Genomic DNA, 19,381 nt, shown 5'->3' on the forward strand with positions numbered 1-19,381 from the left:
CAATTTCAATACCTTAAGGAGAATCCAGGCCGAGGATGGAACGGTCATCGACGAGGAAGAGCGATTCACTCAATTGGCGAGCAGCGAATACATGCTGCAGCACCTCAGGTCCGTCCTCGATGCAGAGGGCAGAGAGGCAATCGAAGACCTGCCCGATGGGATTCATTCCGGTCTGGCAAAACGCGGCGAGAAAGGGTTGTTTTTCTCTTTCCAGGCGGGCGAGGAGAAGGACAAGAAGCACTTCTGGAAATATTACGATCTGAATCGAAAAGAGATAATTGACAACCGCTACCTCATCTCCAGCCTCATCGCATGCGACAAAGATACGCCCCGAGTCGTTGCAGATTATGAAGTCTTCAAAATACAGGAGAAAATAATCGAGAACATTCTGAAGACCCACCAGGAGCAGCGCAGCCTGCAGGCTGTTCCCAAAACGGTTGACCCCGCTCAACAGGTGATCGCCACCACTCTTCAAGGGTATCTCAACCATCCCGACGTCAATCGGCAAAAGGCGACGCGGGCCATCCGGTTCCTTGGGCACCCCTTCTCGTCGCCTCTGGTGAAAGAGCTCAAGAAACTGCATGCGGAATTTCAACATTCATCTGATATCGTTTCTTTCCTCGATAACATCTCATCAATGGCGGAGAGATACGGCTCGATCGCGGATGCCCGCATTGAAACCGCCCCCGAGCTGCGCCGTGAAGATTTGCGGCTGATTTGCTTTGATTACATCTGCAGCTAGGTAAGTAGATTTTGAAGAGAAGCAGCTCTCTCCGTTTCCTCTGTTTGCTCCTGTGGATGTGTTTTTTCGGTCTAAAGAAATCTGCGGATGGGCCCTCTTTAGCTGGATCCTCGTTGGCGGTGTCGTGCGCGGAGAAGAGAGATCCTTCGATCACGCTAAAGCGTGACTAAGAAGCAAGGCTCAGGATGATCCCGCGAGGCGCGGGATTTCGCTTCGCTCAACGAATCGCGATGGTAGGTCATCGGCGTGTATCGGCGGTTGAGATAGAGATTCTTCCCCCGCGAGACGCAAGGAAGAAGGGAGAAATCCCCCTCAGTCTCCCTTTGTCAAAGGGGGGATGGTGTATGGCGGGGTCGGGATGAATCAACGGGCACGGCCCGCCGTGCCCCTACGAGCCGTGATGTTGCTCGTACACCATGGTAGAAAGCAGCGTGCATCCGTGTGCATTTGCGGTTTCAAGAATTCGTCTAATTGGTGCGAATTCGTGGTGAAAAAAGAGAGATTCTTCCCCCGCGAGACGCGGGGTCAGAATGACAAAAGAGGGTGGTGAGCTTAGGCGCTGCGCTCAGCGGCGAGATGGCCGGCCGGATTTCTTCTTTCGGGCGCGCGAGGAAACGACGGTATCCGGGGATGCACGGTTTCGAAGCTGCCCGATCCGTTTGAGCAGATCGAGTCGGTGAGCACGGCTAAGGAAATCGGCAATCGCTTTCTCATTCTTCGGCTCATAGTACTGCAGCAGAGCGGCCTGAAGGACTTTTTCCTTATGGCCTCGGGCGACGAATATCTTCTTTCCTTTGGGGTCCCGGCCCGATGCGTACATCGCCGCTGAAGCGGTGAGCGGGATCGGTACGAAATCCTGCACCTGCCGCGGGCGCCACGAGCGCGAGACGAGATATTCGGTGAGCGCGAGCGCGTTTTCAACCGTGCAGCCGGGATGCGAGCTGACGAAATAGGGCACGATGTATTGTTCCTTGCCGGCGCGACGCGACGCCTCCTGGAAGCGCGTCTCGAATTCCTCGAACAGCTCGAATGGCGGCTTGTTCATCAGGGCGAGCACATTCGGGCAATAATGCTCGGGCGCCACTTTCAGATGACCGCCAACGAAATCGCGGGCCAGCATCTGAATATACTCGCCGCTCTGCAGTGCCAGATCATGGCGGATGCCCGACGCGACAAACACATTCAGCGATTGCTGTTCTTTCCATTTCTGGAAAGTTTGCATCATCTTTAAGAGCGGTCCGGCATCGGCGACCAGGTGTTTGCATTGCGACGGCCAAATGCAACTGGTGCGGTTGCAGGCGCTGGATTGCCCGCATCTCATCCCATACATATTTGAGGTTGGCCCGCCCAGATCGCTGATCGTGCCGCGAAATTCCGGATGCCGGCGAAACGATTCCGCCTCCGAGAGAAGACTCTCAATCGAGCGCGAGCAGATTTGTTTTCCCTGATGCAGGTGAATGGAGCAGAACGAGCACCCGCCGAAACAGCCTCGGTGGGTCGTGATTGAGAACAGCACCGGCTCGAGCGCGGGAACTCCGCCGAGGGTGTCGTAGCGAGGATGCCATTTGCGCGTGAACGGCAGATCGTAAAGCTGATCCAGCTCTTCCTCGCCCAGGGGCTGAGACGGCGGCATCACCACAATTGCGCCCGGGTCCTGTTCCTGGACCACTGGCCTGCCGTTCAGGTAAGCTTGGGCCTGGTACGCCAATTGAGCAGCCATCACTTCTTCCGGATTTTCATTCTGCTGCGAGAGCGAAGGCAAGCTGACGACTTCTTCCGGCGCTTTCATCCCGCTCAAGAGCCGGTAGGCGGTGCCAGGAATATCGGTTATGTGTTCGATTGATTCGTCGGCAGCGAGGCGACCGGCAATTTCCTTTATGGCGCGCTCGCCCATTCCATGCACCAGCAGGTCGGCCTTCGCGTCGACCAGAACCGAGCGCTTCAGCTTGTCCTCGATGTAATCATAATGAACCAGGCGGCGGATGCTGGCTTCGAGTCCGCCCAGCACGATCGGGATGCCCTTGAAAGCCTCGCGCGCGCGGGCTGAATAGACGAGAAGGGGGCGCGGCGGCCGCAGGCCGGGAACGCCGCCCGGGCCGTAGAGGTCCTTTTTCCTGCGATGGCGCATCGAGGCGTAGTCGTTCAGGCGCGAATCGATCGCGCCCGAAGTGATCCCCCAGAACAGCCGCGGCGGCCCGAAGGCTTTGAAAGCGTCCGCGCTCCTCCAATCGGGTTGGGCGAGGATGGCGACACGATAGCCGAGTTTCTCGAGGAATCGTCCGATCAGAGCGACGCCGAAGGCCGGATGATCGACGTACGCATCGGCCGTGACAAGAATGATATCGGCCTGCTTCCAGCCGAGTAGCTGCATTTCTTCGGGAGTCGCGGGAAGAAAAAGCTTTGGATCTTTATGAGAGATGCCACTTTGCATACATTAAGTTTACTATGTTACCTGCGGTTTATTCAAGGGATGATGAGCGAATGCAGACCGGGATCAGGTGCTCGGAGATCATGGAGGGGGTTCGCATTTCGAAGACGCCAATGACGTCGATGGAGAACCGGGCCGTATGGCCGCGGAGAAAATCCCCCCTGTCCCCCTTTGTCGAAGGGGGAGAAGCGGCTAGGGGCGGGCTGGCGCCGAAGTCGAAGCCAAATGATGTGCCGACCTGGCTGGTGCACCGCGCTCAAGCGTAGAATTTAAAGGTTCAATGAGATATACTTTTCCATTGAAACGGAATCCCGTCGAACCCATTACCATTCCACAAGGAAAGCGAAATGAAGAAGCGCAAAGTCATCCTCAGAAGATGCGAAGAATACAATCCGATTCGCATGAGGGAGATAATCAGAGACGGTATCGCGGAGTTGGGCGAGCAGCCGCGAGGAAGGATATTGATCAAGCCGAACGTGGTGACCGCAAACACCGAGTACATACATCATTCTTATACTGCGCCGCCGATAGTGGAAGCGATGGTCGATGTACTGCGCGAAACATCGGCAGGCTCGCAGATAACCATTGGCGAGTCCGGCGCAATCGGAGTGCCGACGCGGGCGTTCTTCGCGGATTCGGGCTACGCGAGGATGGCGAGAAACATCGGGATTCCGCTGCGGAATTTCAACGAGGAGAAGACAAAGGAAATCACATTGGCGCGCGCGAAGTGGCACAAGACGTTCCTGGCGGCGCGGTCGCTGCATGAAGCCGATTACAAGATATGGATGCCGAAGCTGAAGTATCACATTGTCTGCCAGATCACGAACGCCCTGAAACTGAATATCGGGATCCTAACGCACAAGGAGCGGTTCCTTTATCACGATGACCGGCTGAACGAAAAGGTTGTGGACCTGCTCGAATTCGGCTGGCCAAACCTGATTGTGACGGATGCGGTCATGATCGGGCACGGGTTCGAATCGAGCCCGTATCCTTTTCACCTTGGCGCGATCCTGATCTCGAACGATCCGGTGGCGGCCGACGTGGTCGCCGCCCGGATTCTGAATTATCAGCCCGAGGAAGTTGCGCACCTGGTCGAGGCGAGAGAGCGCGGCTATGGCTCGCTCGATATCAATGATATAGAAGTCACAGGCGATTTAAGCATCGACGACCTGGCCGCAAAGACGAAGGATATCGAGTCGGCGTTCCAGGATTTGCAGAAGCTCAAAACACCCATCAAGTTTTATGAAGGCGTGAATCCGAAGACCGGCAACATCTGTTACGGCGGCTGCATCTGTTCCATAAAGGGAGTGCTCGGAACCGCTGAGAAGAAATATCCGGGCAATCTCGCGGGCGCAAAGGCGGGCGCCATTGTGATGGGTTATTATAAGGGCGACGTGATCCATCCGGGCCAGCCGGTGGCGCTGATCGGGACTTGTTCCGACGTCGAGGGACGCCTCGAGTGCGGGAGAATCATCCGGATAAAAAGTTGTCCCGTCAAGGTGCGGGACCTGGCAGTGCTCTTGCTGCGCAAGTTCGGGATGAAGAGCCCGGCGTTCGATGTTACGAATATTTCGAAGATGATTTTTTATTCTGCGATGGAAGCTTCTGCGAAGGCGTCGAGATCTTTTCGATGAGGTCGAGAACCGCTCCGGCAGCGGACAGATTCACAGCACCCTTTGCTTCTCGTGCTTAAAGTTTATCGGCGCCGTCGATATCACCCATTTAAACTTGCCCGCGGCAGTCCGCGGAATTTCGGATACCTCCTGCAAGTCCACCTGCATGTCCGAACCCACCCGTTTGCGGAATTCGACAAGAAGCGCATTGGCCTCCCGCCGTGAGAATCGCGGCTCAGCAACGATTTTGATCAGAATGTGGTCGACCCTGTCCTGGATAATCTGAGACATCTTGATCGTCTTCAGCGGTTTGAACGGATGCGTCAAAACGGAAGGCGAGATTAAGTTCCCCGCGGGCGTTACGATGATATCCTCCGCCTTCGTTGTGACGTCTTGTATGAGCGGGAGCGCCCTTCCGCACGAGCAGGATTTCTTCCTGATTGCGGAAATGTCGCTGGTCTGGTATCTGATGAAAGGCATCGCGTAATTGTGCAGGCTTGTGCCGACGACATATCCTTCCTTGCCGTCTACTACCGGAATGCCGTCTGAATCGAGTATCTCGCAGATTCCATACTCCAGGTTGAGATGACGGCCCTCGTGCCTGTCGCACTCGGTCGCGAAAACCACGCGCTCGGCCATTCCGTAATAGTCATACACGCGGCAATCGAAGGATTTCTCGATCGTTTCCTTCTGGAACGGGAACAGCGTCTCGGAGGATGTAAGCACGGCTTTCAGCGGGAGCGTTTCCCTTCGGCTCTCCAGGTATTTCGCGATGATATATCCGGTGGACGGATAACATTCGAGGGCCATCGGCTTGAATTCCCGCAGCTTGCGGATGTAGCACGGCAGATTCTCCTCGTTGAGGTGGAATGAGGAAATCCAGAGTTGGTTATCCAGGTAATTCATGCGCCAGAACGGCGGCTTTTTTCGGGTGGTCGGGCACACGATCCTGCCGAGAGCGACTGCGAATTTGTCGCCGTACCGGAGACCTGCCCATCGAGCCTGTCTCCAGTAGGCCGCGTTGTTGAAGGCGCACATCTTCCTGTCCCAGAAGAACTCGAGGGGCGAGCCGGTGGTGCCGCTCGTGTGCCCGTGGGCGAGCTGTTTCTTGCGGTAGGCGCTGGAAAGAAGCTCGTGCTTATGTTTCCTGACGTCATCTCTCGTCAGCACCGGCAGTTTGCGGAGATCCTGGCTTGTCTTGATATCTGCCGGATCGAGTTTTCGCTGGTCCATGAGGCGCCGGTAATACGGAACGTTTTCATAGGCGTGCTCCACGAGCAGTTGCAGTTTCTGATTCTGATACTCTGCCAGTTCATTAGAAGAAAGCCATTGGGTCTTCTCCAGCTCTTCGAGTTGTTCGCGAAATTCGGGACCGTATCGCTCGAGATGGATTCGGACTGCATAAAGGGTGACGAGGAGCGATTGCGCGAAGGGCGGGAGCAGCGAATACAGCCGTTCGTAAACTCGTTGCATATTTATCTCATTCGGAGGACGTAAGCAGCCGGACTTTTTAAATAAATATACTATGCATGCCGCAGCCTCCGATTGCCAGAAGGCGCAGTTTTGGAGGGGATTGCCTGGGGGTATGTTGCCGATTTTACTTGACACGGCGGGCCCGTCGATGTATATTGTTTAGTGAACACTGAACGAGGAGGTGGATGGAAGTGAATTTCGGATATCTGCTGAAAACCCTGCGAATAGAGGCGGGAATTGGGTTGAGGGAATTATCCAGGAGTATCGATATCTCCCCGAGTTATCTCAGCATGATCGAGAACGGGCAACAGCCGCCGCCGACAGCCGCGAGAATAGCGCAGATAGAGCAGGCGTTAAGTCTGCCAAAAGGATACTTATTTTCATTGGCTCAGGACCTGGATCCTGACCTTGTTTCCTACATCCAGGCGGTGCCTGAGGTGAGGGATTTTCTTTATGTTGCAAAAGAGAAGGGGATGCGTTCGAGCGATTTTACCCGGCTGTCGGGCTTGGTTAGTGCCTATGGGTTGGAGGGTTTGAATCTGATTATCGGGAAAATGACTGCGTCAAACGGCGAGGAGATCGGATCGCGTGGCCAGAACCACGGGGTTCTGGGGCCGTTTCTCTGGCCATTCCTGACGGAGAAATTGATTTTCGACTTGACAGGCGTCGAGGAAAAGAGCACATTTTTAGAATATGCAGTCGAACGACTTGCCGAACAAGTAGAGGGGCTGGATGCGGGGAAGATTCTGGGGGATTTATTACAGCGCGAGAAGGCGGCCAGCACCGGTATCGGTCATGGAATTGCGGTGCCGCACGCATATTCGACAGGGCTTGAAGGAATGATTGTAGCTCTATTTCGGGTGCCGGAAGGTCTGGATTTCGGTTCGATTGACGAGAAGCCGGTGCGTTTGGTTTTTATTTTGGCGGGTCCTCGATCTGATGAGTTATTGCATCTGAAGCTGCTGGCGCGGATCGCCAGGCTGTTCAGCCACAACAGCATTTATGAGAGAATTCTGAAAGCGCCTGCGCACAAGGAGGTCCTTTCGATATTCAGGTCGGCCGAGATGTGCCTGCCGTACTGAATAAGGAGACGACCGGTGACCCGGCGAGAACCGGGAAGGACGTCTCAAATTGATTAGAAGTTCAGTTGCATCCGAGTGTCTCTGTTTCATGAGAAGCTGGTCCGTCTCAATCGAAGGCAGATGATCCTGAGGGCGAGCTGAAAGGAGTGCCGATTATGAAAGAATCTGCTCAAATCAGGCTTCTTCTCAAGCTGTACGAGTTGGAAACCGACGGGGAAGCGATTGATCGAGCCGCCGTGCTCGAGGAAATCAGGGAGAATCTGGACCCTTCGATTTTCAGGCGATATCTGAAAGTGAAAGAGCGGAAAGGAAGCGGGGTGGCTATTCTTCGGGATGGCATGTGCAGCGGGTGCAACATGATCTACCCGGACACGCACGAAGTGTTCCGACACGACGGTTTCATTCATACCTGTGAATTCTGCGGCAGGTTTTTAATACTGGATAAAGATGCGGCGTAGGCGAAAGGATTTCCCCGGTTTCGAAGCAAGGTATTATAAAAGGGGCGCCTTCGGGCGCCCCTCGATGTCGTACTTCTACACATGTGCCCGCCGTGCGGCGATTCATGCATTTAGGCTGGTGGATTGCCGCCGAAACCTCATCACGACCTCATCATCAAGATTTTGACAGTTTCTCCTGTTTGAGCCGGCATTCGAGCCAGGTTCTCAGACGATCCTCGAGCGGCCCGATCCACTGCTCAATCCGTTTGAAATCGGCGTTCAGCAGGGCCTCTTTATGTTCGGCGGAAAGATCGTAGGCGATCAGGGCGCCTGCGGGATTCTCGGCGAGAGCGGTGAGAAAGGCATTATCCTCGGCCGCCCGTTCGAGCACCGCGAGCACGGCTTTGACGGAGGCCACTTTATATTCAGGGATTTTGGCGACCGGATCGAAGACCGGATTGGTGAGAAGATTGGCCGGCGCATCGAGCCAATGGAAAGCCATGAACGCTTGCCCCGGGTTGACGCGAGGGGTTGTTTTAGCCTTGGTCTGAACCTTTCCGCGCCGCGATGAGAGGGAGACGATATCGCCCTCCCGGATGCCGAGTTGAGCGGCATCGGCCGGGCTGAGCTCGACGCTGCTCTCCGGCTGGAGCGCCTCGAGCACTTTCGAGCGATGGCTCATGCTTCCCGTATGCCAGTGTTCGAGTATTCTGCCGGTCGTGAGGACCAGCGGATACGCGCGAGAGGGCAGTTCCGCCGGCGGCTTGTCATGGAGGACATGGAATTTACCGCGTCCTCGCGTGAATTGTTTCTTGTGAAGGATCTCAGTCCCCTTGTGTTTCACATTTGGGCAAGGCCATTGCAGGCCGCCGTTGTTCAGGCGTTGATGACGGATGCCGCCGTAGATCGGGGTCAACTGCGCGATCTCCTCCATAATCTTCGCGCTCGACTCATAATGCATCGGGTATCCCAGCCGCTGTGCGATTTCGCAGGTAATCACCCAATCCACCTTGGCCTGTCCGGGAGGCTCGATGGCTTTGCGAACGGTTTGTACTCGGCGTTCCGTATTGGTGAAAGTGCCGTCCTTTTCGGCAAAGCTTGTGGCAGGCAAAATGACATCGGCATATTCCGCGGTCCCCGTCAGAAACAGATCCTGAACGACGAGGAAATCGAGTTTTGAGAGAGCGGTCTTGGCGTGGTTAACGTCGGGCTCGCTCATGGTGGGATTCTCTCCCATAATATACATCGCCTTGAGCCGTCCGCTCTGGATGGCGCCGAACATTTCAGTGAGGGTGAGGCCGGGCTTATCGCTCAATTTTACGCCCCACGCGTTCTCAAAGGTCTCCCGGACCTGCGCATTGGAGACGGCCAGATAACCGGGGAAGACGTTGGGAAGCGCGCCCATGTCGCACGAGCCCTGCACGTTATTCTGACCGCGCAGCGGCGAGAAGCCGGTTCCTCTTCTTCCCATGTTTCCCGTCAGCATCAGAAGATTGGCCACCGCCTTCACGTTGTCGGTGCCGGTCGTGTGTTGTGTAATCCCCATGCCGTAGAAGATGATCGCTCTCTTGGCTTTGCCGAAGAGCAGAGCCGCCTGTTTTATCTTTTCAGCAGGGACGCCGGTGATTTCCTCGACATACTGCAGCGAGTACGGCTTGAGCGATTCGAGGAACGGCTCGAAGTCTTCCGTGCGCGTCTCGATGAATTTTTTGTCATGAAGGCCCGATTCGACAATTTGTCGCATCATTCCATTGAGCAGAGCGACATCGGTGCCCGGAAAATGATTCAGGCAGACGTCGGCCATTTCGCCCAATTCAGTTATGCGGGGGTCCGCCACCAGCAGCTTTGCGCCGTTGGTTCGTGCGGCTCGTTTGATCCGTCTCCCGGCGATAGGGTGGCATGCGGTGGTATTTGAGCCGATCACAAACAGCATATCCGCATGCTCGATATCGGAGAAGGAATTGCTCATTGCGCCGGAACCGAAGGAGGCAAGCGCCGCCGTCACCGTTGAAGCGTGGCACAGGCGAGCGCAATGATCAACGTTATTCGTACCAATGACTGCGCGCGCAAATTTCTGGACGACGTAATTTTCTTCATTTGTGCACTTGGCGGAGCTGATTACTCCGATGGCATCCGGGCCGTGTTGTTCGCGGATAGAACCAAGCTTCTTCGCGACCAGATCGAGCGCCTCGTCCCATTCAGCCTCGCGAAACATTTCTTTCGCGTTGCCATTGAACGCCTGCTTCGGCGCGCCCTCTTTCCGGATGAGCGGCCTGGTGAGGCGGTCGGGATGATTGACGAAATCGAGGCCGAACCGGCCCTTGACGCAAAGCCCCTCCTGATTCACGCCGTTTTCCTTTGCGCTTCGCACGCGAGCGATGTCGCGCCCGCGAACGCCGAGGTAAATCGAGCAACCGACGCCGCAATAAGGACAAATTGTTTTAACCTCGCGCTCGGGAGCGAGGGCGGATTTGGGCGACAGGGCGCCGGTGGGACAATGTTCGAGGCACTCTCCGCAGTTCTGGCATTGCGAGAGGGCAAGCGGCTGGTTGCCGAAGGTGGAAACGACGGTATCCTTCCCTCTGAAGGCGAAATCGATCGCGCCGACTCCAGTCAGCTCACTGCAGACTCTGACGCATTTTCCGCAGAGAATGCACTTGTTCGGATCAAAATTAAAGGCGGGGTTCGACCTGTCAATTGGTTTGTCCAGGGTCCCTTTCCGCATTCGTTCGAGCGAACTCTTCTGGACGCCGACGTACCGGGCCACCTGCAGAAGTTTGCACTCATCGTTCTTCTCGCACAGGAGGCAGTCGTATGGATGATTTGCGATCGCCAGTTCGACGATGGTCCTTCGAATCCTGCGGATTTCCTCGGTCTCCCTGTGCACAACCATCCCCTCCTGCGCCGGTGTGGTGCAGGACGTGGGCAAACCTCTCATTCCCTCGATCTGGACAATGCACAGGCGGCACGCACCGTACGGTTTCAGTTCAGGGTCATGGCACAGTGTCGGCACATAGAGGCCGGCCTTCTCGATTGCATCCAGGACCGTTGCTCCTTGCGGGACCTCGACCCGGCGCCCATCTATTGTAAGTGAGATTTGCTTCACCGCTCGTTCCTCCTTATCAGGTCCGAGGCCGCTCCCCTACGGGAGAGGCGGGAACGTCCGTGTATTGAGACGATGCGCGCGAACAGCACGTATATTTCAGCCTCGACTGTTGTGACAAGGCTTCATTCAGCTTCGGCATTATTTCACCATCACACTATCGAATTTGCACAGTTGATAGCACGTACCGCATTTGGTACACAGTGTCTGATCTATCGCGTGGGGTTGCTTCTTTTCGCCCGTAATCGCTCCGACCGGGCATTTGCGGGCGCAGGCGGTGCACCCGGTGCAGGAATCGGGGTCGATCTCATAATGAAAGAGATGCTTGCAGACGCCGGCCGGACATTTGCCTTCGATGACATGCTTTTCGTATTCCGGCATGAAGTATCGAAGAGTCGTTTTTACCGGATTCGGCGCGGTTTGTCCAAGGCCGCACAAAGATCCTTTCTGGACGGCCTCACAGACGCGCTCGAGCAGTTCGAGATCGGCGGGCTGCCCATTTCCATCGCAGATGTCCTGGACGACGTCGAGCATCTGTTTGATGCCCAGGCGGCACGGCATGCACTTGCCGCACGATTCGGACTTGGTGAAGCCAAGGAAGTAGCGGGCCATATCGACGATGCAGGTGTCCTCGTCCATCACGACCATACCGCCGGAGCCCATGATTGAGCCGGCCTGCGCGAGCGACTCGTAATCGACCGGGAGGTGCAGCAGCTCCGCCGGTATGCAGCCGCCGGACGGGCCGCCGGTTTGCACCGCTTTCAGGCGTTTGCCCTTTCGGACGCCGCCCCCGATGTCGTTAATTACCTCTTCGAGTTTGATCCCCATCGGGACTTCGATGAGACCGGTGCGGTTGATTTTTCCGGCGAGCGAGAAGGTTTTGGTGCCGCGGCTTTTCTCGGTGCCGTATGAGGCGTACCAGCGGGCGTCACGCTCGAGGATCGCCGAAACATTGCCGAAGGTTTCGACGTTATTGATGTTGGTCGGTTTTCCCCAGAGGCCCGCCTGTGCGGGGAAAGGCGGGCGCGAGCGCGGCATGCCTCTGGCGCCCTCGATGGACGCCATAAGAGCGGTTTCCTCGCCGCATACAAAAGCTCCGGCGCCTTCTTTTATTTTGATTTCGAAATTAAAGCCGCTGCCCAGGATATTCTTTCCGAGCAAGCCATACTTGCGCATTTGTTTGATGGCGAGCACAAGCCGTTCGACGGCCAGCGGATATTCGGCGCGGATATAGATATATCCTTCGCTTGCCCCGATTGCATACGCCCCGATAACCATTCCTTCGAGAACCGCGTGCGGATCGCTCTCCAGCAGTGACCGGTCCATGAAAGCGCCCGGGTCGCCTTCATCGGCGTTGCAGATGATGTATTTTTGTGTGCCGTGCGCCTTCCTGGCGAACTCCCATTTCAAGCCGGTCGGGAAACCTGCGCCTCCGCGCCCTCTGAGGCCGGATTCTTTCACCTCTTTGATGACCGCCTCCGGGGTCATCGAGAGAGCCTTGTTGAGGCCGCTGTATCCGCCGCGCGCGATATACTCGTCGATATTTTCGGGATCGATCAACCCGCAGTTCCGGAGGGCGATGCGGACCTGGGGGCGAATCATCGGGAGCTCGGAAAAGCGGGGGATTCCGTCAATGGAGCCATTTCCGTTGGCCGAGTTTTCGGCGAGAGTACAGATACTCCATTCGGCCTTGGGATCATCCTTGAGCAGATAACTTGTAAGTATTTGTTCCGCTTTTTTGGGGGTGAGATCGCCGTAGTAGATAAACGGCCGGCCGGGTTTTCGGACGGCCATGATCGGCTCGAGATAACACATGCCGATGCAACCCACCTTGATGATGCGTGCAAGCGGGTCGATGTCTTTGAGGGTGCTCTCGATAGTTGCGAGTACAGCTTCGGCGCCGGCCGCTCGTCCGCACGTTCCCATGCCGATATGGATCAGGGGGTGCTCGAGATTCGAGAGGTCGCGCCAGTACGTGTCCGCTTTCGCCTTTATGCTGGCAAAGTCCATGGCAATTATCCTTCCCGGCAACTCACTTCAAGAGTTTCGCCGGCGCCTGATTCAGCCTGGCGAAGCTCGTCCAAAAGCTCAGTCGTTTTGGCTGCAGTCATGAGAGCGTAGACGTGGTCATTGACTACGACCACCGGCGCAAGAGCGCAGCAACCGAAACATGCGACGGTTTCCAATGTGAAGAGCCCGTCCTTCGTGGTCTGGCCCGGAGTCACCTGGAGGTAGTTCTGAATGTGATCCAGGAGCAGGTCGGACCCGCTCACGTGACAGGCGGTGCCCCGGCAGACTTTTATAATGTACTTTCCGATTGGCTGAAGCCTGAATTGGGCGTAGAAGGTAGCGACGCCGTACACGCTTGCGGGCGAAAGCCGGGTCAGCCGCGCGATTTCAAGGAGCGCGTTCTGGGGCAAATATCCAAACTCCTTTTGCACCATCTGCAGCATCGGGATCAGGTTTGCAGGTTTTCCGTCGAATCCCGCCAAAAGCTCCGAGACCCGGCCGTTTCCATCGTCGCTGGTAATCATATCCAAAGCACTTAGTGTCATGCGCTTGCTCCTCTTGGAAGTGGACTCATTTCGAACAGCCGGGGCTTACCATGCCTCTCGCTCGAGGCGTTTGTTTATGAACGCGAGCTGTTCTTGCGTAAGTTCGCCAACATGCTTGCGAATCCATTCCAGATCGCCGGACAGTATCGCCGCTTTAGCTTGGCGCGTGAGCTTGTAGCCCTCGAGGGCTTGCGAACCTTTTTCCACAAGTTCGCCCCAGAATTCGGAATCCTTCGCTGTACGCTCGAGGACCCGGATCACTTCCCGTTTTTGAATCAGCCGGCCCTCGGTGGTCTCGGTGAGAAGGTGCTCCATCGAAGCCCCCTGTCGCGATTTCAGGGCGGCAGCGACGGCTGACTTAAATTCGTCCTCGGTGAAGGGTTTGCGCAGGTAATCGATCACACCGATTTTCACGGCCTTGACCGCGGAGGCGACAGAAGGATAGCCGGTGATGACGAGCAGCTTGGTTTCGGGACGCTCGATGCTGATCTCTTTAAGAACGTCCATGCCGTCGATATCCGGCAGCCGGAGATCTGCCACCACAAGGCTAAAGCCGTTGCTCCTGAAGGTTTCAAGCGCGCCTAAGCCTGTCATTGCCAGCGCGACCTCATATCCTTCCTCTCGCAGAACCATCTGAAGCCCTTTGCCCACATTTACTTCGTCCTCAACGAGCAAAATGTGGGGTTTTTCGGCTGTTTTTTCCATCGTTGCCGGGCTCATAGTCATTACTCCTTTTCAGGTAACCCCATGTGTACCTGTTTCTCTCACTTCTCTCAATAGGGCAAGAACGATGCCGAAGAAAAACGGCGAAGAAAGAGCTGAAATTGGTTGTTTTTTACCGATTTTTGCTGCTGAAATGGGTATTTTGCCGATATAGAGCGGGATCGTCTGTATGGCCTTGCATACACCCTTGGCGCCGAGAAAGAGTTAATAGTGATGTTGTTATTGATGACTGGCAGATGTATAATAAAATATATAGCCGTAGCGTCTTTACACTGACGTTTTTCCTGGGGGGCTTGGGGCTGGAGGGATGAAGTTTGTTGGGGCGATCAGAAGGCAGTTTTTACGTGAGAAAGAGGAAATAAAGGGCGCCTTTTTCTTGTCGTGAGTGGAGAGCACCATGTACTCGTCAATAAATATACATACATTTCATGATATACGGACGTCGCTGCATTCGAGCGATCAGGTGAGTGAGGTTTTGAAGTGGATCGCCAAGAAGGCCGCCGATGTTATCGGGGCGAAGGGCGCGCTGGTGCGCATATTCGATCTGGAAAAGAATGAATTTGACGCGGCTGCGGCCTATGGCCTGGGCGATCTGTACCTTTCAAGCAAACTACTGTCGCGTCCGGAAATTATCATGGACCTTTGCCAGTTGAACCAGATCGTGATTATGGACGACATCCTGCATGATCCCCGGGTGCAGCATCCGCGCCAGGCGTGGGAAGAAGGCATCCGGATGATGGTCGATGTTCCGTTGAGCATCAAGGATCAGATTGTGGGAATAATCCGGGTGTATCTGACGGAAATCCGCAAGCTTTCCAAGCAGGAACTGAATTTTCTGGTGACCTGTGCGACGTGCGGGGCGTGCGCGATTGAAAAGGCGCGCGTGATGGAGACGCAGAGATCGCAGTATGATCATCTGGCGATCCAGACGGAGAAGCTTTCGGCTTTGGGGCGAATGGCTGCCGGTATTGCCCATGAGATAAACAATCCGCTTGCCGGGATTCTGTTATACAGCACGAATCTATTGAAAAAGGTCTCGCAGGAGAACCCGCTGAGGGAGGGGCTGGAGATCATCGTGCATGAGACGCAGCGGTGTGGGAAGATCATTCAGGAGCTTCTGGAGTTTTCGCGCGAGGGTGAACCGAACAAAGAACTGGTGGATATCAACTCGGTCATTGAGAAGGCGCTCAGCATCCTTGAGAACGAGTTTCGTCTTCACCACATTGAGATTCGGAAGCAGTTGACCGAGGGGATGGCCGAGATCCTTATAGATGCGAACCAGATGGAGCAGGTTTTTGTGAATCTGCTGTTGAACGCGGTGGAGGCCATCCAGGAGCGCGGCGTGATCACAATCCGGAGCCGTTTCGGGCTGGACGGGAAGAGTGAGATCGTCGAGATCGAAGATACGGGGTGCGGGATACCTCCGGAGGATCTGCCGCGAATATTCGAGCCGTTCTTCTCGAGCAAGGCGTCCGGTACGGGACTGGGGCTTGCGGTGAGTTTTGGCATTATACAGAAGCATCAGGGTCATATCAGGGTTTCGAGCGAGGCCGGGCGCGGCGCCCGTTTCACAGTCGAGTTGCCGCTTCTTCCGGCCAAGAGCGCAATCGAGATACTTGGGTAAGAAATGGAAAAAGTATCAATACTTGTCATAGACGATGAACAAATCATCTGCAAGGGCTGCCAACTGACACTGGCCGGCGAGCAACGGACAGTTGACTGTTGTTCTACGGGAACAGCGGGCATGAACGCGTTGCGCACCGGCTCGTATGATGTCGTGCTGCTCGACATGAAATTGCCGGACATGGACGGCATGGAGATATTGCGCGCGGTCCGCAAGGAGAAACCGCGCATCTCGGTCGTCGTAATGACCGGATATTCAACGATCGCGAACGCGGTCGAGGCGATGAAGCTGGGCGCCTTTGATTATCTGACCAAGCCGTTCACTGACGACCAATTGTCAATCTCTGTCGAAAAGGCAATTGAAAACAAGCGTCTGGTCGAAGAAAACTACTCGCTGCGGCAGGAGTTGCTGATCCGGAGCGGGTTCAACAACATTGTCGGAGCGAATCCGGCCATTCTGCGAATTTTTGATCAAATACAAAAAATGGCGCCGTCAGACAGCACGGTCCTTATCTTCGGGGAGAGCGGGACCGGAAAAGAGCTTTTCGCCGCCGCCATTCACGCCCACAGCCCGAGGGCAGCCAAACAGTTTCTGGCCGTCGACTGCAGCGCGCTTTCGCCGGGCCTTCTTGAGAGCGAGCTTTTCGGGCATGTGAGAGGGGCCTTTACCGGCGCAATACAGAACAAGACCGGCATATTCGAGACGGCCAACGGGGGAACGCTGTTTCTTGACGACATCGCAAATGTGAGTCTCGATATCCAGGCGAAGCTTCTGCGGGTGCTCGAAGCTCACGAGTACAAGCCGGTGGGCGCAAGCGTGTTCAAGAGGAGCACCGCGCGGATCATTGCCGCCACAAACAAAGATCTGAGAAAGCTGGTTGATGAGGGAGTTTTCAGGGAAGATTTGTTTTACCGGCTGAACGTGTTTCCGATATACCTGCCGCCGCTGCGCGAGCGCAGAGACGACATTCCGATGCTCGCCTATCATTTCCTGAGACATTTCTGCCGCAAGACCGGCAAACGAATCAATGGATTCACCGATGACGCGCTCGAAACGCTGGTGAATTACGATTGGCCCGGCAACGTGCGGCAGCTCAAGAACGTGATCGAGCGGCTGGTGATCCTGTCGGATTCGGAGACACTGGATCTGGTGTATCTGCTCGATCATTTCCAGATGAAGCGGTCGCTGAAGCCGGACGCGATCCCGTCGACGATCGAGGACCTGAACGCGATAAAAAAGGATATTCTGGAAACCACCTTCGGCCAGATCCAGAAGGCATTTATTTTGAAGGCGCTCCAGGCGTGTAACGGAAACATCTCGCGCGCGGCGGAAAGCGTCGGAATGCAACGGCCCAATTTCCACGCCCTCATGCGCAAGCATAAGATTTCAGCCAAAGACCTGAAGAAACAGATCAGTTAAGCAGGAACCGCTCTTCAGGATGCCTGATTCTTTCACCACGAATGTTCTCGGACTTTTACAGCGCGGCAAATCCACACCGAAAACGAAATGCGTGACACGCGTCCTTTCCACGACGTAAAGAATCTAACCACCAAGAAGAAGAACCGCGAAGAAGAAGAGAAAAGCATTAGTCGCCACGAAAGCCCCACGAAACCCACGAATCGCGGATTACACAGCTTTTCTGGTTACAATCCAAAACATATTCCGGACTCAATCGGGGACCGGAGAATCTATGCACCGTAGGGGCGACCCTGGTGGGTCGCCCGCCAGTCTTTGAATTCCGCCATACACCATTCCCCCTTTCGTAAGGGGGGAATCATACCTTCGGAGGGGTCAAGATGATCCCGCGAGGCGGGACGAATCAATGGGCGCGTCACGCCGTGCCCCTACATCGGCATTTATCGGCGTTCATCTGCGGATAAGAAATCTTGTCGTAAGTCTCCTTCTCTGCGGAAAGGTGCAGTTATTTTTCTCTGCCCAAAAATCCACCTTCCGTTATCGAATCCTCATTTCAAAACCTTCATTCGCGTGCATTGGCGTGCATTCGCGGTTCGAATAATCTCATCTTCGGTTAGATGTTCAATTAAGCTGGATTCCCTGACATATGATATATTGATTCAGGAAGGATCGTTAAGCCGAAGATATCGAGAGGGGGAAGAGTGGGACGGCCGAATGTAATCGTTTTCTTTACGGATCAGCAGCGGTGGGATACGACCGGCGTGCACGGGAATCCGCTCGGGCTGACGCCGAATTTCGACGATATTGCCGCGCACGGCACGCATGTCTTCAACTCATTCACGTGCCAGCCGGTGTGCGCGCCCGCGCGCTCGTCGCTTCAGACCGGTCTCTACCCGACGAGGACCGGCGTCTGGCGCAACGAGCTGGTCCTTCCGCCAGACATGAAGACGCTGGCTCATCATTTCAGAAGCGGCGGCTATCGCACGGCCTACATCGGCAAATGGCACCTGGCGAGCGGAGACCCGGTTCCCGAAAACGAAAGAGGCGGCTATGAGTACTGGCTGGGCGCGAACCTCCTCGAATTCACGTCGAGCCCGTATGATACGATCATATACGACAACGACAATAGGCCGGTGAAGCTGCCCGGCTATCGCGTGGACGCGTTGACGGACGCCGCGATCCGCTACATTGACGCGCAGCGGGAGCATCCATTCTTTCTCTTCCTCTCGTTTCTCGATCCGCATCATCAGAATGACATCGACGATTATGTTGCGCCCGACGGTTATCGCGAGCGGTATGCCGATCGCTGGATTCCGCCCGATCTGGCGGCGCTCGGCGGCTCGAGCGGCGAACACCTGGCGGGTTACTTCGGCATCATCAAGCGGCTTGATGAGGCGCTTGGCCGGGTGCTGGACGCGCTGAAGAGCCTTGGTATGAGAGAGCGGACGATCGTGCTGTTTACATCGGATCACGGGTGTCATTTCAAGACGCGGAACTGGGAATACAAGCGCTCGTGTCATGAGAGCTCGATCCGGGTGCCGACGGCTCTGCAGGGGCCGGGCTTTGAAGGCCGCGGCCGGATTCGGGAACTGGTGAGCCTGATTGATCTGCCGCCGACGCTGCTTGATGCCGCCGGTCTGCCGATCCCGCCGGAAATGCAGGGGCGCTCGCTTTTCCGGTTGTTCCGCGGTGATCCGGAGCCGTGGCCCGAAGAGGTTTTTGTTCAGATCAGCGAGTCGCAGGTAGGCCGCGCGATACGCACGCATCGCTGGAAATACAGCGTGATCGCGCGCGATGCGGAGCCGTGGTTTGATTCGGCATCGGAAAAGTACAGCGAGGAGTTCCTCTACGATCTGGAGAGGGACCCGAACGAACTGGAGAATCTCGCTGGACTGGAGTCGCACCGGAAAGTCGCGGAGGAACTGCGGGCGCGTCTTGTGCGGCGGATGGTCGAGGCGGGGGAAGCCGCGCCGGTTATTGAATGAGGGGAATCTAGTCCACAGGTTACAGTCCACAGTCCGCAGGGAAATACCATTTGCTTAAGCGCCTTCGAAAGAGGAGGTATGACACATTTTTAAAATCCCCCTTAATTATACTAAGTTAAGTAGTTAAGAGCTGTCAAATCGTGGAAATCTCGTCTGGCACCACGGGCAGTAGCCACCCATTCTAATCAGGAGGACCTGGA

15 protein-coding genes are annotated in these 19,381 nt (G+C 55.6%); 9 read left to right on the top strand and 6 right to left on the bottom strand.

The genetic code is table 11. The features are described from left to right. The coding region (locus tag C4520_00790; GenBank protein ID RJP26281.1) for a hypothetical protein at positions 1-742 on the top strand (742 nt) is incomplete at its 5' end. 565 nt (positions 743-1,307) lie between these two features. Here C4520_00790 and C4520_00795 read toward each other — a convergent pair. Next, positions 1,308-3,173: a YgiQ family radical SAM protein gene (locus C4520_00795; protein RJP26282.1), complete on the bottom strand. Its 1,866-nt coding sequence runs from the start codon at positions 3,171-3,173 to the stop codon at positions 1,308-1,310. 50 nt (positions 3,174-3,223) lie between these two features. On the opposite strand from C4520_00795, the gene C4520_00800 reads away from it, so the two are divergent. Beyond that, positions 3,224-3,436: a hypothetical protein gene (locus C4520_00800; protein RJP26283.1), complete on the top strand. Its 213-nt coding sequence runs from the start codon at positions 3,224-3,226 to the stop codon at positions 3,434-3,436. Between the two features lie 81 nt (positions 3,437-3,517). Further along, on the top strand, positions 3,518-4,804 hold the full coding sequence (locus tag C4520_00805; protein ID RJP26284.1) for a DUF362 domain-containing protein: 1,287 nt from the start codon (positions 3,518-3,520) through the stop codon (positions 4,802-4,804). Positions 4,805-4,834: 30 nt separating this feature from the next. On the opposite strand, the gene C4520_00810 is transcribed toward C4520_00805, so the two are convergent. Next, the gene (locus tag C4520_00810; GenBank protein RJP26285.1) at positions 4,835-6,256 is read right to left on the bottom strand and encodes a phenylacetate--CoA ligase family protein; all 1,422 of its coding nucleotides are present in this window, start codon (positions 6,254-6,256) and stop codon (positions 4,835-4,837) included. A 185-nt stretch (positions 6,257-6,441) separates the two neighbouring features. Here C4520_00810 and C4520_00815 point away from each other — a divergent pair, with 185 nt between their 5' ends. Both C4520_00815 and C4520_00820 read left to right on the top strand, forming a co-directional pair. After that, positions 6,442-7,338, top strand: a complete 897-nt coding sequence (locus C4520_00815; protein ID RJP26286.1) for a helix-turn-helix domain-containing protein — start codon at positions 6,442-6,444, stop codon at positions 7,336-7,338. 155 nt (positions 7,339-7,493) lie between these two features. Then, positions 7,494-7,796, top strand: a complete 303-nt coding sequence (locus C4520_00820; protein ID RJP26287.1) for a hypothetical protein — start codon at positions 7,494-7,496, stop codon at positions 7,794-7,796. Positions 7,797-7,950: 154 nt separating this feature from the next. Here C4520_00820 and C4520_00825 read toward each other — a convergent pair whose 3' ends face one another. The 4 genes from C4520_00825 to C4520_00840 form a co-directional block, all read right to left on the bottom strand. Further along, a complete protein-coding gene (locus tag C4520_00825) occupies positions 7,951-10,881 on the bottom strand; it encodes a formate dehydrogenase subunit alpha (GenBank protein ID RJP26288.1) in 2,931 nt (976 codons plus the stop codon). A 138-nt stretch (positions 10,882-11,019) separates the two neighbouring features. Next, on the bottom strand, positions 11,020-12,888 hold the full coding sequence (gene nuoF, locus C4520_00830; GenBank protein RJP26289.1) for an NADH-quinone oxidoreductase subunit NuoF: 1,869 nt from the start codon (positions 12,886-12,888) through the stop codon (positions 11,020-11,022). A gap of 5 nt (positions 12,889-12,893) precedes the next feature. Further along, the gene (gene nuoE / locus C4520_00835) at positions 12,894-13,412 is read right to left on the bottom strand and encodes an NADH-quinone oxidoreductase subunit NuoE (GenBank protein ID RJP26290.1); all 519 of its coding nucleotides are present in this window, start codon (positions 13,410-13,412) and stop codon (positions 12,894-12,896) included. A gap of 66 nt (positions 13,413-13,478) precedes the next feature. After that, a complete protein-coding gene (locus C4520_00840) occupies positions 13,479-14,159 on the bottom strand; it encodes a response regulator (GenBank protein ID RJP26291.1) in 681 nt (226 codons plus the stop codon). A gap of 394 nt (positions 14,160-14,553) precedes the next feature. Here C4520_00840 and C4520_00845 point away from each other — a divergent pair, with 394 nt between their 5' ends. From C4520_00845 to C4520_00860, 4 genes are all read left to right on the top strand, one after another. After that, positions 14,554-15,780 carry a GAF domain-containing protein gene (locus C4520_00845; GenBank protein RJP26292.1) on the top strand — a complete coding sequence of 409 codons (1,227 nt, stop codon included), beginning with the start codon at positions 14,554-14,556 and terminating at the stop codon, positions 15,778-15,780. 3 nt (positions 15,781-15,783) lie between these two features. After that, a complete protein-coding gene (locus tag C4520_00850) occupies positions 15,784-17,199 on the top strand; it encodes a sigma-54-dependent Fis family transcriptional regulator (GenBank protein RJP26293.1) in 1,416 nt (471 codons plus the stop codon). Positions 17,200-17,602: 403 nt separating this feature from the next. Next, a complete protein-coding gene (locus C4520_00855; protein RJP26294.1) occupies positions 17,603-17,797 on the top strand; it encodes a hypothetical protein in 195 nt (64 codons plus the stop codon). Between the two features lie 100 nt (positions 17,798-17,897). Beyond that, positions 17,898-19,181 carry a DUF4976 domain-containing protein gene (locus tag C4520_00860; GenBank protein ID RJP26295.1) on the top strand — a complete coding sequence of 428 codons (1,284 nt, stop codon included), beginning with the start codon at positions 17,898-17,900 and terminating at the stop codon, positions 19,179-19,181. Positions 19,182-19,381 lie beyond the last annotated feature (200 nt).

It is taken from the genome of Candidatus Abyssobacteria bacterium SURF_5, from assembly GCA_003598085.1.
Classification (GTDB): Bacteria; Abyssobacteria; SURF-5; order SURF-5; family SURF-5; genus SURF-5.

Bases quoted from the DNA above. Each gene is read 5' to 3' on its own strand.
- C4520_00840 (RJP26291.1), bottom strand. From the start codon at position 14,159: ATGACTATGAGCCCGGCAACGATGGAAAAAACAGCCGAAAAACCCCAC.
- C4520_00805 (RJP26284.1), top strand. From the start codon at position 3,518: ATGAAGAAGCGCAAAGTCATCCTCAGAAGATGCGAAGAATACAATCCG.
- C4520_00855 (RJP26294.1), top strand. From the start codon at position 17,603: ATGGGCGCGTCACGCCGTGCCCCTACATCGGCATTTATCGGCGTTCAT.
- C4520_00800 (RJP26283.1), top strand. From the start codon at position 3,224: ATGCAGACCGGGATCAGGTGCTCGGAGATCATGGAGGGGGTTCGCATT.
- nuoF (RJP26289.1), bottom strand. From the start codon at position 12,888: ATGGACTTTGCCAGCATAAAGGCGAAAGCGGACACGTACTGGCGCGAC.
- C4520_00815 (RJP26286.1), top strand. From the start codon at position 6,442: ATGGAAGTGAATTTCGGATATCTGCTGAAAACCCTGCGAATAGAGGCG.
- C4520_00795 (RJP26282.1), bottom strand. From the start codon at position 3,173: ATGCAAAGTGGCATCTCTCATAAAGATCCAAAGCTTTTTCTTCCCGCG.
- C4520_00850 (RJP26293.1), top strand. From the start codon at position 15,784: ATGGAAAAAGTATCAATACTTGTCATAGACGATGAACAAATCATCTGC.
- C4520_00810 (RJP26285.1), bottom strand. From the start codon at position 6,256: ATGCAACGAGTTTACGAACGGCTGTATTCGCTGCTCCCGCCCTTCGCG.
- C4520_00820 (RJP26287.1), top strand. From the start codon at position 7,494: ATGAAAGAATCTGCTCAAATCAGGCTTCTTCTCAAGCTGTACGAGTTG.
- C4520_00845 (RJP26292.1), top strand. From the start codon at position 14,554: ATGTACTCGTCAATAAATATACATACATTTCATGATATACGGACGTCG.
- nuoE (RJP26290.1), bottom strand. From the start codon at position 13,412: ATGATTACCAGCGACGATGGAAACGGCCGGGTCTCGGAGCTTTTGGCG.